The sequence below is a fragment of the Nitratiruptor sp. YY08-10 genome (assembly GCF_016629565.1).
Taxonomy (GTDB): Bacteria; Campylobacterota; Campylobacteria; order Campylobacterales; family Nitratiruptoraceae; genus Nitratiruptor.
On record NZ_AP023057.1, the window covers coordinates 1,430,265 to 1,446,041 of the forward strand.

The window sequence follows — 15,777 nt, forward strand, 5'->3', positions numbered from 1 at the left end:
AAGGAGTAAAATGAACGAGACTATTATATATGTTTTTACTTTAGCCCTTTTTGAACTCTATGAATCAAGCTGGCAACGTGGGTCCACATTTGGCGCCATTATCAACAATATCTATGCACGATACAAAAGAAGTGTGTTTTATCTCATACTTTCTCATCCAGCGTTTATCTTTTGTCTCTATCTTGGTGTAGCCTACGATTTAACAAACTTTTGGTTTTTAAGTATTCTTTTTTTGAAGTTTCTTGATATAAGTTACAAACTGGTTTTAGCCAAAAAAATTGAAGAGCATCGTTTAGCTGAAGTTTTGCCTATTCCCCTTGATATGCCTATCCAGCCATGGATGATGTATCTCAACGTTATTTTATACCCGCTTTTTCTTTATCTTGCTTTTGTAACTTGACTTCATATAGCAGTTGTTATAAAATTAGCCAAGCGAAATTGCCAAATATACAACTTCATCAAACTTCTAAACTCACCCATTGGCAAGTTCAACAAAGAAGGAAAGCATGAGCGAAAAAAATAGCAACCAAAATGAATTGAGCGAAGAAAACTCCACTTCTACTCAAAATACAGAGCAAAAGAACAATCACAAACGAACCCACATACCTGTGGAAGGTTACACGATAGAAGAACTACGAACAAAGACGATCGACGATCTTTTAGCAATTGCCGGTGAACTCGGCATCGAAAACCCGCAAGAGCTTAAACGTCAAGATTTGATGTTTGAAATTTTAAAAAACCAGGTGAGCAAAGGCGGGTATATCCTCTTTACCGGCATTTTGGAGATCACTCCTGAAGGGTATGGATTTTTACGAGCCATCAACGAAAACTTCTCCAACAGTGCCAACGATGCGTATGTCAGTGCTACGCAGATACGAAGATTTGCCCTTCGAACGGGAGATATCGTCACAGGTCAAGTCCGGCCTCCAAAAGATCAGGAGCGCTACTACGCTCTTTTGAAAATTGAAGCAATCAACTATCTGCCACCGGAAGAGTCCAAAAGAAGACCACTTTTTGATAACCTCACACCACTCTATCCAACAGAGCGGCTCAAACTAGAATACGACCCAACACGTCTTACAGGCAGAGTGCTTGATCTTTTTACTCCCATAGGAAAAGGGCAGCGGGCTCTCATAGTCGCACCACCAAGAAGTGGAAAAACGGAGCTTATGAAAGAGCTTGCCCACGGTATCGCAAAAAATCATCCAGAAGTGGAACTCATTGTCCTTTTGGTTGACGAAAGACCAGAAGAAGTGACCGATATGGAGCGAAGCGTCAAAGGAGAAGTCTACAGTTCCACATTCGACATGCCAGCAAAAAACCATGTCCGCGTAGCTGAACTCGTCATCGAAAAAGCAAAACGACGTGTAGAGATGGGCAAAGATGTGGTGATCTTGCTTGATTCCATCACTCGCCTTGCAAGAGCATACAATACCGTAACACCATCAAGCGGGAAAGTGCTTAGCGGTGGGGTCGACGCCAACGCTTTGCATAAACCAAAACGATTTTTTGGGGCTGCAAGAAACATCGAAGAGGGTGGAAGTCTCACCATCATCTCAACTGCCCTGATCGATACCGGTTCACGTATGGATGAAGTAATTTTTGAAGAGTTCAAAGGAACAGGAAACTGCGAAATTGTTCTCGATCGCCGCATTGCAGATCGGCGTATCTATCCAGCAATCGACGTGCTCAAATCTGGCACCAGAAAAGAGGAGCTTCTTGTCGATCCAAATACATTGCCAAAAATCTGGGCTCTTCGCAATGCAATGCAGTCCATGGATGAGGTAGAGGCATTGAAATTTTTATATTCAAAAATGTTAAAGACCAAAAATAACGAAGAGTTTCTCTCTATCATGAATGAAGGGGCCTAACACTTTTGCGAGCTGGCGTTTTCGATAGCGGTGTAGGAGGCCTCACCGTCGTCAAGAGTCTCATTAAGCACGGTCTTTTTGATGAAATCATCTACTTTGGCGATACCGCAAGGGTCCCTTACGGGCCAAAAGATAAAAATACTATCATTCGATATTCTCTGGAAGCCCAGGAATTTTTTAAAAATTTTGACGTAGATATCCTCATTACCGCTTGCAACTCCGTCAGTGCCTACGCCATCGAAGAGCTTCGAAGCAATGCACATTTCCCTGTAATCGGCGTAATCGAACCAGGTGTTTTGGCGCTGCAAAACAGAGGTTTAGATCCCAATAGCCAGATTTTAGTCATTGGAACACAAGCAACGATCAATAGCGGAAAATATCAAAAGCTGTTACAAGAGCGTGGATACAACAATATTTTGGCAAAAGCCACACCACTGTTTGTTCCAATTGTAGAAGAAGAGATTTTTGAAGGACCCGTTTTACAAGCAGCACTCCAACACTATTTCAATGACCTTCATCCAGATGCCGTTATTTTGGGCTGTACCCATTTTCCTTTGATACAAGATGCCATTGCAAACTATTTTAACAATGAAGCAGTACTTATCCACTCTGGTGAAGCCATTGTAGAGCATCTTCAAAAAGAGCTTGGTATTAAAACAAAAAAAAGCATGCCAAATCTCAAACTTTTTGCTTCAGAAAATCCGGAAAAGCTCAAAAAAATCGCAGCCCACTGGCTTAGAGATGCATTTAAGACAAATGAGCTATAATTGATCAAAAAAGGATGAATCTTGGCGCTGGCACTCAAATATCGTCCAAAACGTTTTGAAGACCTCATCGGTCAAGAAGCCGTGACTCAGACACTCCAGAGGGCTTTGGATACAAAAAATCTCTCCCATGCCTATCTGTTCAGCGGCCTTCGTGGAAGCGGAAAAACAAGTACGGCAAGGATCTTTAGCAAAGCGCTCATTTGCGATGAGGGTCCCACAAGCTCACCATGTGAAGTGTGTGAAAATTGCCAGGCAGCCAATGAGGGAAGACATATCGACATTATCGAAATGGATGCAGCAAGCAACCGTAAGATTGATGATATTAGAGACCTCATCGAACATACGAAATACAAACCCTCCAGTGCCAGATACAAAATATTCATAATCGATGAAGTCCATATGCTGACAAAAGAGGCTTTCAATGCTCTTTTAAAAACACTTGAAGAGCCACCTGAATTTGTAAAATTCATTCTTGCCACCACCGACCCATTGAAACTTCCTGCGACGATTCTGAGCCGTACTCAACATTTTCGATTCAAAAAGATTGCACAAAAAGATATCATCCACCATTTGGAACATATCTTACATCTAGAAAATGTGGAGTATGAAACAGAGGCTCTAGAAATCCTCGCACGAAGCGGAAGTGGCAGTCTACGCGACACTTTGACACTTCTTGATCAAGCAATAACCTTTGGAAAAAATAACGTCAGCGTTGACGCAGTCACAAAGATGCTGGGACTGGTTGACCCTAAAAAGATAGAAGCTCTTTTTGATATGATCCTACGTCAGGAGAAAGAAGCAATTTTGCAAGCTGTACAAGAACTCAGAGATTATGAAGCGCAAATGGTGCTTGATGAAATGCTCATTTACCTTAAAAATCAGCTCTTTAGCAAAAACATGCACTTTTCCATGATGCTATATGAACGCTTTTTTAAAATTTTGAGTGATGGGAAAAATCTTCTTTTTGTCAGCGGTGATGATGAGTTTGTTTTGATCATTACCCTTATGAAACTGATGGAAGCAACAAAAATAAAAACAGTTGAAGAACTTATAGAAGAGTTCGAATCAAAAGAGACTCCAACGATTTCACACGCTCCTCTATCTACCCAAACAGCTGAGCAAATAAAACCAAAAATATCCAAACCGGTACAAAAAGATCCTTTCCAACGTTTGATCGACAAACTCTATGAACGAAACTATGAACTTGGAGAGTGTTTTGAAAAAAGTGTGAAATTTATCGATTTTAGTGACAATATTTTACGATGGGAAAGCAATCCCCCGGCAGAATGCAAAGAGAAACTCAAACACTCCTATCCCACCATTCGGCATTTTGTACAAGAGATTTTTGGTATCGATACGAAAATCGTCAAGGTCAATCCCCCAAAAAGCTGCGATGAGCCCTCTTCCATGATAGAAGAGGCAGAGTTTGGTGGAAGCTGTATCCAAAAAGAAGTCGGACTCTCTGCAAAAGAGATGGATGGGACCAATATTTTGGAAGACCCTTTCATACAAAAAGCTAAAGAGCTTTTCAAAGCAAAAAAAGTAGTTATTAAACCAAAAATTTAAACAAGCAGCTCTTTGATTTTTTCTGCTTGATCTCTTCCTTTACAATGCTCTTTGCAAAATTCGACTATTTTGCCATGAAACCGTGCATAGATTTGAGATAGTGGCATCTCTTGCCCATATAATTCATAAATTCTATCTAGATTTTCCAAAATGGAATCGCTCAAGAACTCTTGAATCTCTTGATAGGTTTGCAGCTCATACCCCAAAAAGTTCAAAATCCTTGCGGTATAGGCATCAACAACTAAAAAATCTTTATAGCAGGCATAGTTGAGAATACTATCTGCTGTTTCAAAGCCAATTCCCTTTTGTGCCAAGAGCCAGCTGCGAGAGGGTCTTTTTTGAAACGCTTCAAAAGAGCCATACTCATCAAGCATGTTGTGTACAAGCTTTTGAATGCGAAATGCTTTTGTATTATAAAATCCAGCCGGTTTTATGAGTGCAGCCAACCTCTTTTGATCCATCTCTACAATCTTTTGGGGTTCTATCGATCCCAATTCATTTTTTAAGTTCTCTAAAGCCTTTTCCACATTTTCCCATTTGGTGTTTTGGGTAAGCACCGCTCCTACCACTACCTCAAAACTTCCACTCTTTGGCCACCAGTATGGATCTCTTTCCTCTTTGATGTACCCAAGCTCTTTAAGCCGTTTCATTAAATCGTATGCAATCATTCCACCCTCGCTCGCTGAACGACCTGCCATCCTTCATCATCGTAGGCTTTGATCTTGTATGCATCTTTGCATCGTCCATTTTCTAACTCAAAAACCACCATCTGCAAAATCGATTTGCACTTATCTGGAACATCAAAGTGTCCTGGAAGTCCCGTTAAAAATCGTTTTATCGGCACATCTGCCTTCATCCCTATGACATTGTCTCTGCATCCTGTGAGTCCCACATCTGTCACGTACGCAGCTCCATCTACGATACTCAAATCATCTGTTCCTATATGGGTATGGGTGCCTACCTGTACGCTGATGTCCTCTTTGAGCATCAAAAACATCGCTCTTTTTTCACTGGTTGCTTCGGCATGAAAATCGATAAAGATGTTTTTGATTCCTTCATCTTTCAATACTGCAACAATTTTTTTCGCAGCCAAAAAGGGATTATCCACCATCGGCATCGTGAAGTGCCCCATAATGTTGATAATGGCCAATGGCTCCTCGTCAATGTAAACTATTTTATAGCCTCGTCCAGGAACACCTTCAGGATAGTTGATAGGTCGAAGAAGGGGCATCTCCTCTAAAAGAGCCACTATCTCCTTTTTATCCCAGGTATGATTACCTCCCGTCATTAGATCGATTCCAGCATTAAAAAGCTCTTTTGCATTTTTGGGAGTGAGGCCAAACCCGTGACTTGCGTTTTCATAGTTGGCTATGACAAAATCGAGATCCTCTTTTTTGCGAATATCTTGCAAATAACGTTTGATCATCTTCCTACCGGGTCTTCCTACAATATCTCCTATAAAACCGATTTTCACACAACCCTCCAAATCTTTTGTATCAAAAGTGTATCGCCTTGCCAAAGCTTTGCTTCAAAAGTATCATTTCGATCTACTTTTCCAACACCCTTCGGTGTTCCAGTCATCAATATATCACCCTCTTCCAAACCAAAAATAGCATCAATATCTTGCATAAGAAAGGCTGGCTTGTAGATCATCAAATCCACATCGCCGCTTTGTACCAGTGTACCATTTTTAAAAAGCTCTATTCGTAATCCTTCAAAATTTTTGACAGAAACAAAATCACTAAAAAGAGCACTTCCTTTAAAGGCTTTCGCCCGTTCCCAAGGAAGCCCTTTTTCTTTGAGTCTGCTTTGCAACGCTCTTTTTGTCAGATCCAATCCTACACCGACTTTGATAGGATTTCCAATCAAAAAGCAGATCTCTCCTTCATAATGCAGATCCTCTTGATAATGGATCTCATTAGTTATAGCGCTCTGCGGCTTTATAAAATAGACCGGTTCTGTTGGAATCTCGTTATTAAGCTCTTCAATATGCTCAACATAGTTTCTTCCAACACAAACTATCTTCATTCTAAGTCCCTCTCACCCAATTTCAAATTCCTAATTTCCAATTATCTCAAATACTGCAATACCGCTTTTAAAATGTCATCATCATCTTTGCTTCTTGCTTTGATCATCTCTTTTTTATCACCAAAATCAAATGTGATATTTTGGTTGTAGTTTGAAATTTTTTTGATTCCATGTTCCAATGCCAAAAGCTTGATATGGATAAGATCCAAAAAGTTTTTGGTAAAGCTGTCCAGTTTTCCGAAACGATCTTCGATCTCCTCTTGGATCTGGGCGATTTCTTCAGGCTCTTTGACTTGGGCAAGCCGTCTGTATAGTTCCAGCTTGAGTCGATCCTCACGTACCACTTCACTCGAAATATAGGCATTAACGCTCAGTTTAAGCTCCACTTGGGGCTCCTCTTCGATCTCCCCTTTTGTCAGTTTCGTGATCGTCTCTTCAAGCATCTGCAGATAGAGGCTGTACCCGATATTTTTGATATGTCCGCTTTGCTGAGCTCCTATGATATTCCCTCCTCCTCGAATCTCCAAATCGTAATAGGCCAAAGCCGCTCCACTTCCAAGATAGGAGTTGGATTCTAATGCAATGAGCCGTTTTTTTGCTTCTTCGGTCAGTTTTTGTTTATCCTCTACCAGATAGTAGCAAAACCCCTCTTTTCCGCCTCGTCCTACACGCCCCCGCAACTGATGCAGATCAGCAATTCCGAATCGATCGGCTCCTTCTACGATGATAGTATTGACATTTGGCATATGTATGCCACTTTCCACAATGGAAGTGGAAAGTAAGATATCATATTCGCCCCGGGAAAAGCGAAGAAGCTCTTTTTCCGTTGTAGCCGCCGCTATTTTTGAGTGCAGTACAAGAATCTTTTTACCGGGCAGGAGCTGCTGAAGATCCTCTTTTTTCTCCTCAATTCCAGCGATGGAGTTGTAGATATAAAAGACCTGCCCTCCTCTACGAAGCTCTCGCAAAATCACCTCTTTGACAAGTTTGTCTTGATACTCTTTTACATAGGTTCGAACGGGCTTTCTGTTTTGAGGTGGTGTTCTGATTTCGCTGAGATCCTTGAGCTGGGAAAGGGCCATATTGAGACTTCTTGGAATCGGCGTTGCACTCATACTCAATAGATGCACATCTTTACTGAAAGCTTTGAGTTTCTCTTTTTGCTTCACGCCAAACTTGTGCTCCTCATCGATAACAACAAGCCCCAAATTTTTAAATTCTGCTCCAAAAAGCGCATGAGTTCCCACCACAACATCGATCGTTCCCTCTTTCAAGGCTTGCAAGCGCTCTTTTTTCTCTTTAGCAGTGACAAATCGATCGATCTTGGTTACTGAAATATTAAATGGCTCCAATCGTTTTACAAGACTCTCATAATGTTGGGCCGATAGAAGTGTCGTTGGTACAACTACAGCCGCTTGATAGCCATTTTTCACTACGGCATAGATAGCGTTCATGGCAACTTCTGTCTTGCCAAATCCCACATCTCCGCTTAGAAGCATATCCATCACTTTCCCGCTGGAGAGCCTTTGCAAGATCGTATCAATCGCTTTTTTTTGATCCTCGGTATACTCAAAACCAGCGTGGGATTGAAAAAGAGCGATATCTGGTGGTGTAATGATCTTTTTACCAGGAGTAAGTTCACGCTGTGCAGCAATTTTTACAATATCTGCAGCGATTTCAAAAAGTCTCTCTTTTACTTTTGCTTTGAGTTTCGCAAAAGATTGGCTGCCAAGCTTATCCACAACTGCTACACTACCACTATCGGCAATATACCTGCTGAGAACATCGAGGTTTTCCACTGGAACCAAAAGCTTGTCTCCTCCAGCATATTCGAGTTCCACAAAATCTCTTTTAGCTCCCAAAATTTCAATCGCTTTGAGTCCTTTGAAAATCCCGATACCATGCTGCTCATGCACTACATAACTTCCTGGTTGCAGTTCATCGATAACGATAGAAGGAGGTTTGGCTCTTCTCTTTTTTGGTTTATTGAGAGAGAGTATAACCTCATTGGGTCCTTCGATATTTAAAATCGCATCGGTATAGATAAATTCAATCTTTTCAAGCTCTTTGATACTGCTTCTTCTGGCAAACTCTTGGGATTTTACAAGCACTTTGATCTTTTTATTCTGCTTTGTCTGGATGACTCTATTGATATCAAGAACTTCTATCTCGTGATATTCTTTCGCTTCAGGTACGATTGGAAGTGCTATAAGCTGCTCTTTTGGGATGAGACCTTCATAGCTGTACAGCTCTTCTAGATCAAAACTGCCACTACGTACTGCCTCTTTTCCTTCAAGCAAAGAAGCCCGCTCGGCCACCCAAAATCCTACACTCAATAGATCCTTATCAAAAACATCAAAATCGCTTTGTTCAATCGCTTCTTGCAAAGCCTCATCCTGGATTAAAAAGGCTGGATAGAGGGTAAATGCTTCAAGCTCCTCTTTGATACTTTTTTGGGTTTGGGGATCAAAATAGCGGATCGATTCTATTTGGGTATCAAAAAAACTAAGACGGATCGGCTTATCAAGATTTGGTACGAAGATATCGACGATATCGCCTCGAAAACTGGCCTCACCCTTGCTCTCTACAATATCCACAAAGGTATATCCCCATTGATAAAGCAGTTCCTTTAATGATTCAAGCTCAAATTCATCCCCAAACTCGATTTTTTTTCTCGCAAAGTAGCGTTGCACTGGCATCGGCTTGGCAATGGTATGTACAGGGGCTATGAGCATCTTTGGCGTATGGTAGTAATCGTTCAATACCGCAAACAGCTCATCAAGCTCCTCTTTGAAAACACGCAGATCATCACCATATTGGGCTCTAAAGTCTGGCAAAATGTAATGATCGATTCCAAGTACTTTTGCTGCGCTGCTTGCTTGTTGTGCTTCCTTTTCGTCTGCAACAACCAAAATCTGCGGAATGTTTGTTTTCAGATATTCATAGAATCTGGCAACCATTTTCGGTATATCTCCTCTATAACACTAAACGATCCATACACCAAATACTCTTTATCTTCTGTAAACCCCGTAAATTGACAATAGGGAATAGAAAGTTTCTCAAGAATCTGTTTGAGTTTAGTCTGATCAATCAATCTTGGATGCTCCATCGGTACGATCTCAACTGATTCAATCTTTGGTTGTAAAATGGATAAAATCTTCTCATACTCTTTATCTTCGAAGCTGTTATAGACCAAAACTACCTTTTTGTCAAGAGCTTGGAGGATGGCTTTGGCTGAAAGGGGATTGTGCCCCACATCCAAAATGATATTGCCGCGCTTTTCAAAACGCGCTGGCATCCGATAAGATACCGCTTTTTGCAAATCTGGATCAAATCCCAAAAATTTCGCAGCGGCTTGGGCAAGCATAAGGTTTTGAGAAAAAAAGGAAGGGATATTTTTACAAGCTTTTTGACAAGCTTCCTTATCGGCTAAATTTTCAGCTCTTTGATATAAAATACCTAGACTTTTTGCCACTTGATAGACTTCATTGTGAAGCTGTTTTGCAAAAATTGCCTCTTTTTGCACAGCTTTGAGCTTCGTAGCGGCAATGGATTGGATCGTATCACCTAAAAAGGCTTGATGGTCATAATCGATAGGAGTCACAAGAGTTAAACAATTTTCAAAAACGCTCGTTGCATCATACTCTCCCCCAAGTCCTGCTTCCATAACCACATAATCACACTCTTCAAAAGCAAAAGCGGCCAAAAGGGTTGTATATTCAAAATAGCTAAGCTCTTTTGCTAAATTTCTTGGCAATAGCGATTGCACTTTTTGATGGACCGATTCCAACTTCTCATCACTTACGGCTTCACCATCGATCCATATCCGCTCATGAAAATGAAGGATGTGGGGTGACGTATAATGACCCACTTTTTTTCCAGATTCTTTGAGCATACCAGCAAGAAATCTTCCCGTAGTTCCTTTCCCGTTGGTCCCGATGATATGAATGATTGGGGGAAGATACAAAGAACTTTGGAGATATTCATATGCTCTTTGCATCCTTGATGGATCGAATTTTGTATAGTAAAGAGGTTTTTGGTTCAAAAAGGCGTGAACGTTCACCTGCTTCCCAGATAAGCTAGTCGGGATATAATGGCATCAATGGCTTTGGCAGATGCTTCTTTAATAGCCACATAGCGTAAATTATCGGTTATTACTGAGTTTGGCTCTATTGGAAAATCGTAGACTCCGGTTGCTTTGATATGCCTCGTTTGGCCACTTTTATCGGTGATATCCGTTTTTAAAAGAACTTTTGTTCGGTAGTAGATCACATAGCCGTTTTCATCATATTGAAGTGGTGTAAAGGAAACAGATGCAATGGCCACTCGCATAATCGTGTCGGCACGGCTTTTAGCAACGAGGCTACCTGAAAGACGCTTAAGTATCGCCTCATTCACCGCATCTTTAACTAAAACCGCATTTTCTGGATCTCGTAGATAGACCGAGACTTGCGTATAGATTTTTTGGCCAAATACCCTTTTCGTATAATGGCTTGCAGGCTTGTAGCCACATCCGGTAAAAAAGAGTATCACTACAAGCCATAAAAATTTTCGCACATCTACCCTTTCACTACAATATTGACAAGACGCCCGGGTACTACGATCTCTTTGATTATGGTTTTGCCATCGATCCATTTTTTGGCGATCTCTTTCGCTTTGGCCAAAATCTCCTCTTTGCTTGCATCTTTTGGCACTTCGATCTCCGCTCTTCTTTTTCCATTGACAGTCACAGCCAACGTTACGCTATCTTCTTCGAGGGCCGCCGGATCGACTTGCAATGTTGTAAAATTGTTTCTTTCAAAGAGATTGTGACTGATTTCCCAACAGGTATGTGGAATAATCGGCTCTAAGATATTTGTTAAAACCCAGTATCCTTCAGTCCAGATATCAGAGTTGTTTTGGGCATTCAGTGCATTGAGTGCTTCCATAGATGCAGCGATTAATGTATTGAAAGAAAAACTTTTGGTATAGACATCTGTTGATTTTTGAAGGGCTTCGTACACTTTCTTCCTTGCCTCTTTCTCTTCTTTCGACAGACTCTTTTGATCAATTTTAGGCAAACTCTCCGTTTTATAGGCATTTTGGCTTCGCTCGAAAAACCGTTTGATGAAGCGGTAGGCACCCTCAACCGCACTGTCGCTCCATTCCAGCTCTTTGGCTGGAGGTGCGGCAAAAAGGATAAAAAGCCTTGCGGTATCTGCTCCAAAGTTTGCTACGATTTCATCAGGATCAACGGTATTGCCTTTGGATTTGCTCATCTTGGCTCCATCTTTGAGCACCATCCCCTGCGTTAGAAGTCTTTTAAACGGCTCATCAAGATTCACATACCCCAAATCTCGTAACACTTTCGTAAAAAATCGCGCATACAATAGATGCAGTATCGCATGCTCGATTCCGCCAATATATTGATCCACCGGCATCCAGTAGTCTGTATCTTCTTTTCGAAAAGGCACCTCTTCCCAATATTTTCTTGGAGTCGTATATCGCAAGAAATACCAGCTTGACTCTACAAAGGTATCAAGGGTGTCTGTTTCTCTTTCAGCCTCACCACCACACTTTGGACACGTTGTCTTTTTCCAAGTAGGGTGAAGTTCAAGTGGATTGCCTTCACCGGTGATTTCTACATCTTCAGGCAAGGTGACTGGAAGGTTCTCTTTTTTCTCGGGAACAATTCCACATTTTGGACATTTGATTAATGGAATCGGCGTACCCCAATATCGCTGACGAGAAACGAGCCAATCTTTGAGTTTGTAGTTGACAGAACGCTTGCCTATCCCATTTTCTTCAAAATATTCGATAATTTTTTGTTTTGCCTCACTACTTTCAAGTCCACTAAACTCTCCGCTGTCAAATAAAATGCCAGGCTCAGTGTAAGCTTTTGTGGTATCGAGTTCCCCTTCTTTTGGTTTGATGACATATTTTATCGGCAGATGATATTTGCTGGCAAACTCGTAATCTCTCTCATCGTGAGCCGGTACAGCCATCACAGCACCGCTTCCATATTCAGCCAAAACAAAGTTTGCCACCCATACTGGAATCTTTTGCTTTGTCAAGGGATGAATAACATATAGATCCAAAAAGAGTCCCTCTTTTTCGGCCTGCTGGCGGGTTCTTGCATTTTGGTTTTGCATCGCACAAATTTTTTGGATCGCTTCATCACTGAGCTGTTTTGTTTCGATCAGATGTTTGACAACTGGATGCTCTGGTGCAAGAGCCGTATAGGTTACCCCATAGATGGTATCGGGTCGTGTAGTAAAAACTTCAAACCCATCCGTCCCAGCTTTTTGAGCCGATACTTCATCAAAATGGAGCCGAAATTCCAGACCTTCACTTCGACCTATCCAGTTGCGCTGCATAGCGATAACTTGGTTGGGCCAGTTTCCTTCCAGTTTTTTGAGATCTTCCAGCAGCTCCTGGGCATAATCAGTGATTTTCAAAAAGTACTGCTCAATCTCTTTTTGTACCACCTCCGTATCGCAGCGCCAGCATCGCCCTTCAATGACCTGTTCATTGGCAAGCACTGTCTTGTCATGCGGACACCAGTTGACCGCAGCCTTTTTTCGATATAAAAGCCCTCTGTTCCACATATCGATAATGAAGCTTTGCTCCCATTTGCTATAAAGTGGATCGCAAGTAGCGAACTCTCTGTCATGGGAAAAACTGAGACCCAAAGCATCCAGCTCTTTTCGCATATAGTCGATATTTTCGTAAGTCCACTTCTTTGGATGGACTTTATGTTTGATAGCAGCATTTTCCGCCGGCATTCCAAAGGCATCCCATCCAATTGGATGCAAGACATTGGCTCCCGTTTTTCTGTAATACCTCGCTATCGCATCCCCTATGGTGTAGTTTCGCACATGCCCCATATGGATCCGGCCGCTTGGATAGGGGAACATGGATAGCACATACATTTTTTCTTTGCTGTAATCCTCTTTTGGCTCAAAAGCATTCTGTTTTTTCCACTCTTTTTGCCATTTTTGTTCTATCGCTTTTGGATCATACTGCATTACACCATTCCTTGTTCATACATTGCTCTCATACGCTCTTTCTCTTGCTGTTTTTTTCGTTTTTCAGCAAGTTTCGCCCGATATTTTTGGAGATCAAAACCTAAAATCGTAAGCATTGGCGAAGCGATAAAAATAGAACTGTATGTTCCGACAACAATGCCTACCAAAAGTGTAAAACTAAAACCTTTGATGATCTCTCCGCCAAAAAGATAGAGTGTCAAAACAACAAAAAAGGTAGTTAGTGAAGTAAGCGTTGTTCTTGAAAGGGTTTTTGTGATCGATTCGTTGATGACTGCATTGAGATCTTTCAGTTTTACAGACTCAACAATTCCTTCTCGGATTCTATCGAATACGATGATGGTATCGTTGAGAGAGTATCCTAAAATGGTAAGTATTGCTGCCAATATATCAAGATTGACAGGAACGTTAAAGAGGCTGATGGCACCCATCGCAATGCTCACATCATGTACGAGTGCCAAAACAGATGCCAAGGCAAATCGCCACTCAAACCGGATGGAAACATAGATCAATATACCAAGAATTGCGATAACTGTAGCCATCAATCCTTTTTCACGGAGCTCTCCACCAACTTTTGGACCGACCATATCGACCCGCCTAATCTCAAAGTTTCCGGTTCCTTTGAGTACCGCTCTTGCTTCATCGCCGATATCTTTTTTCAAATTTTTTGTAGAACTTTTGATACGGATGACGATCTCATTATCGCTGCCAAATTTCGTCACCGTAGCGTCCTGGAAAATCTCGCTTTTTTTCAATGCTTTTCGAATAGCAGCGATATCCACCGGTTTATCGTACCGAACCTGGACGATAGTCCCACCGGCAAAATCGATACCAAAATTAAGTCCCTTGAAAGCAACAAGCGCCCATGAACCCAAGACCAAAATCGCAGAAATCGCCATAAAAAGCTTGGCTTTTCCCATAAAATTGTAAATTTTGTCCGTTTTAAAAAATTCCATCTTAAACCTTTATTCCAAACCAGGTTTTGAGGTTTTTACTTCTTTCTATTTTTGGTAAAAGCGCCTCATAAATTCCATGTGTACCGATAATTGCAGTAATCATTGATGCCAAAATCCCAATACTCATGGTAATCGCAAAACCTTTGATAGGTCCTGTACCATATGCATAGAGCACTACCGCTGCGATGAGAGTCGTGATATTTGCATCCAAAATAGCACTCATCGCATTTTTATATCCTTGTTCAATCGCCTTTTTGATACTCACACCCTCTCTCAGCAGCTCTCGTATACGCTCATTGATAATAACGTTTGCATCCACTGCCATACCGACTGTCAAAACGATACCGGCCATTCCAGGCAGCGTCAGCGTCGCTCCAAAAAGGGCCATCACACCGATAATCAAAAAGAGGTTTGCCACCAATGCGATATCGGCAATGATTCCAGCAATGCCATAGTAAAAGATCATAAAAAGAACCACCAGCACAAAACCACTCACCAAAGCGATAAGACTTTGTCTGATACTGTCAGCCCCAAGACTTGGACCGATACTTCTTTTTTCTTCCATATATACAGGAGCCAAAAGGGCACCACTTCGAAGAGCGATAGCCACATCGTGCGCTTCAGCCACTGTAAAACCGCCACTGATCTGACCGCTTCCACCACCGATTCGCTCTCGAATCACAGGTGCAGAGTAGATCACATTATCCAAAACGACAGCCAATCTTTTGCCAACATTTTTTGCCGTAAAATCGCCAAAAATTCTTGCCCCTTCGCTGTTAAGGGTAAAGTTGATAACCGGCTGATTGTTTTGATCGAATGCCACTCTGGCATCCTTGATCATACTTCCATCAAGAATCGGAATCTCTTTGACAAGATATTTTCTGCCGTGCCTGTCTTTGAGAATCACATCGCCATATTCTGCTGCTTCTTCTGGAGTCATCGTATCTGCTCGAGCTTGTCTTGCTTCATCTACAGCCATCAACTGCAGATGGGCGGCTTTTGCGATAAGTTTTCGAACCCGTTGCTCCTGCTCAGGAGTTTTGATACCGGGAAGCTCCACCAAAATCTTATCTTTTCCCTGTTTTGCTACAGTTGGCTCAGCCAAACCGAACTGATCGAGTCTGTTTCGTATAGTATCGACTGCCTGTTTAATCGCATACGCTTTGATCGACTCGATCTCTTTTGGCGTCAGAGTCAACGTATAGTGCAACCCCTCTTTTTTTATCACGATTCCTGGCTCTTTTTGAATGAATTCTTCTATCTTTGGCGCATCATCTTTATCCAAAAGGGTAAATTCTATTTTTTTATCACCAATTTTCAGATCTTCGAGCAAAATATCGTTTTGTTCAGAAAAATATTTGATACTCGAAGCGATGCTTTTGATTTTTGATTCGATCGCCTTTTTTGTATCGACGCCAAGAAGCATATGGAGACCACCTTGCAGATCAAGACCAAGTGTGATTTTGGGACCGGTTTTGAGTCCCAGTATAGATGGAACAGATAAAGCGATACCAACGATAAAAACGGCTACAAAAAGTACAAAGCGCCAATTCGTCCAACGCAT

General features: G+C 41.6%; 13 protein-coding genes. 4 read left to right on the top strand and 9 right to left on the bottom strand.

What is annotated here, in order from left to right; all coding sequences use genetic code 11:
* Positions 1–10 precede the first annotated feature (10 nt).
* From JG735_RS07615 to JG735_RS07630, 4 genes are all read left to right on the top strand, one after another.
* Positions 11–400: a hypothetical protein gene (locus tag JG735_RS07615; protein ID WP_201334475.1), complete on the top strand. Its 390-nt coding sequence runs from the start codon at positions 11–13 to the stop codon at positions 398–400.
* A gap of 106 nt (positions 401–506) precedes the next feature.
* The gene (gene rho, locus JG735_RS07620; protein WP_201334476.1) at positions 507–1,871 is read left to right on the top strand and encodes a transcription termination factor Rho; all 1,365 of its coding nucleotides are present in this window, start codon (positions 507–509) and stop codon (positions 1,869–1,871) included.
* A 5-nt stretch (positions 1,872–1,876) separates the two neighbouring features.
* The gene (gene murI, locus JG735_RS07625; protein ID WP_201334477.1) at positions 1,877–2,638 is read left to right on the top strand and encodes a glutamate racemase; all 762 of its coding nucleotides are present in this window, start codon (positions 1,877–1,879) and stop codon (positions 2,636–2,638) included.
* A 21-nt stretch (positions 2,639–2,659) separates the two neighbouring features.
* Positions 2,660–4,204: a DNA polymerase III subunit gamma/tau gene (locus JG735_RS07630; protein ID WP_201334478.1), complete on the top strand. Its 1,545-nt coding sequence runs from the start codon at positions 2,660–2,662 to the stop codon at positions 4,202–4,204.
* Here the strand turns inward: JG735_RS07630 and JG735_RS07635 are convergent.
* Genes JG735_RS07635 through secD form a run of 9 tightly spaced genes read right to left on the bottom strand, consistent with a single transcriptional unit; the run spans position 4,201 to position 15,777 of the window.
* Entirely contained in the window at positions 4,201–4,872 is a 672-nt protein-coding gene (locus JG735_RS07635; RefSeq protein WP_201334479.1) for a 3-methyladenine DNA glycosylase, read from the bottom strand. The genes JG735_RS07630 and JG735_RS07635 overlap by 4 nt on opposite strands.
* Complete coding sequence (locus JG735_RS07640) at positions 4,869–5,678, bottom strand: TIGR00282 family metallophosphoesterase (RefSeq protein WP_201334480.1); 810 nt, start codon at positions 5,676–5,678, stop codon at positions 4,869–4,871. Before JG735_RS07640 ends, JG735_RS07635 begins: the two co-directional genes overlap by 4 nt.
* A complete protein-coding gene (locus JG735_RS07645; RefSeq protein ID WP_201334481.1) occupies positions 5,675–6,232 on the bottom strand; it encodes a fumarylacetoacetate hydrolase family protein in 558 nt (185 codons plus the stop codon). Before JG735_RS07645 ends, JG735_RS07640 begins: the two co-directional genes overlap by 4 nt.
* A gap of 41 nt (positions 6,233–6,273) precedes the next feature.
* The gene (gene mfd, locus JG735_RS07650) at positions 6,274–9,192 is read right to left on the bottom strand and encodes a transcription-repair coupling factor (protein ID WP_201334482.1); all 2,919 of its coding nucleotides are present in this window, start codon (positions 9,190–9,192) and stop codon (positions 6,274–6,276) included.
* Positions 9,165–10,295 (bottom strand): folylpolyglutamate synthase/dihydrofolate synthase family protein, encoded by a 1,131-nt coding sequence (locus tag JG735_RS07655; RefSeq protein ID WP_201334483.1) that lies wholly within the window; start codon positions 10,293–10,295, stop codon positions 9,165–9,167. The genes mfd and JG735_RS07655 overlap by 28 nt, the downstream gene beginning before the upstream one ends.
* Complete coding sequence (gene lptE / locus JG735_RS07660) at positions 10,292–10,789, bottom strand: LPS assembly lipoprotein LptE (RefSeq protein ID WP_201334484.1); 498 nt, start codon at positions 10,787–10,789, stop codon at positions 10,292–10,294. The genes JG735_RS07655 and lptE overlap by 4 nt, the downstream gene beginning before the upstream one ends.
* A gap of 2 nt (positions 10,790–10,791) precedes the next feature.
* Positions 10,792–13,239 carry a leucine--tRNA ligase gene (gene leuS / locus JG735_RS07665; RefSeq protein WP_201334485.1) on the bottom strand — a complete coding sequence of 816 codons (2,448 nt, stop codon included), beginning with the start codon at positions 13,237–13,239 and terminating at the stop codon, positions 10,792–10,794.
* Complete coding sequence (gene secF, locus JG735_RS07670; RefSeq protein ID WP_201334486.1) at positions 13,239–14,213, bottom strand: protein translocase subunit SecF; 975 nt, start codon at positions 14,211–14,213, stop codon at positions 13,239–13,241. Before secF ends, leuS begins: the two co-directional genes overlap by 1 nt.
* 1 nt (position 14,214) lies before the next feature.
* Entirely contained in the window at positions 14,215–15,777 is a 1,563-nt protein-coding gene (secD, locus tag JG735_RS07675; protein WP_201334487.1) for a protein translocase subunit SecD, read from the bottom strand.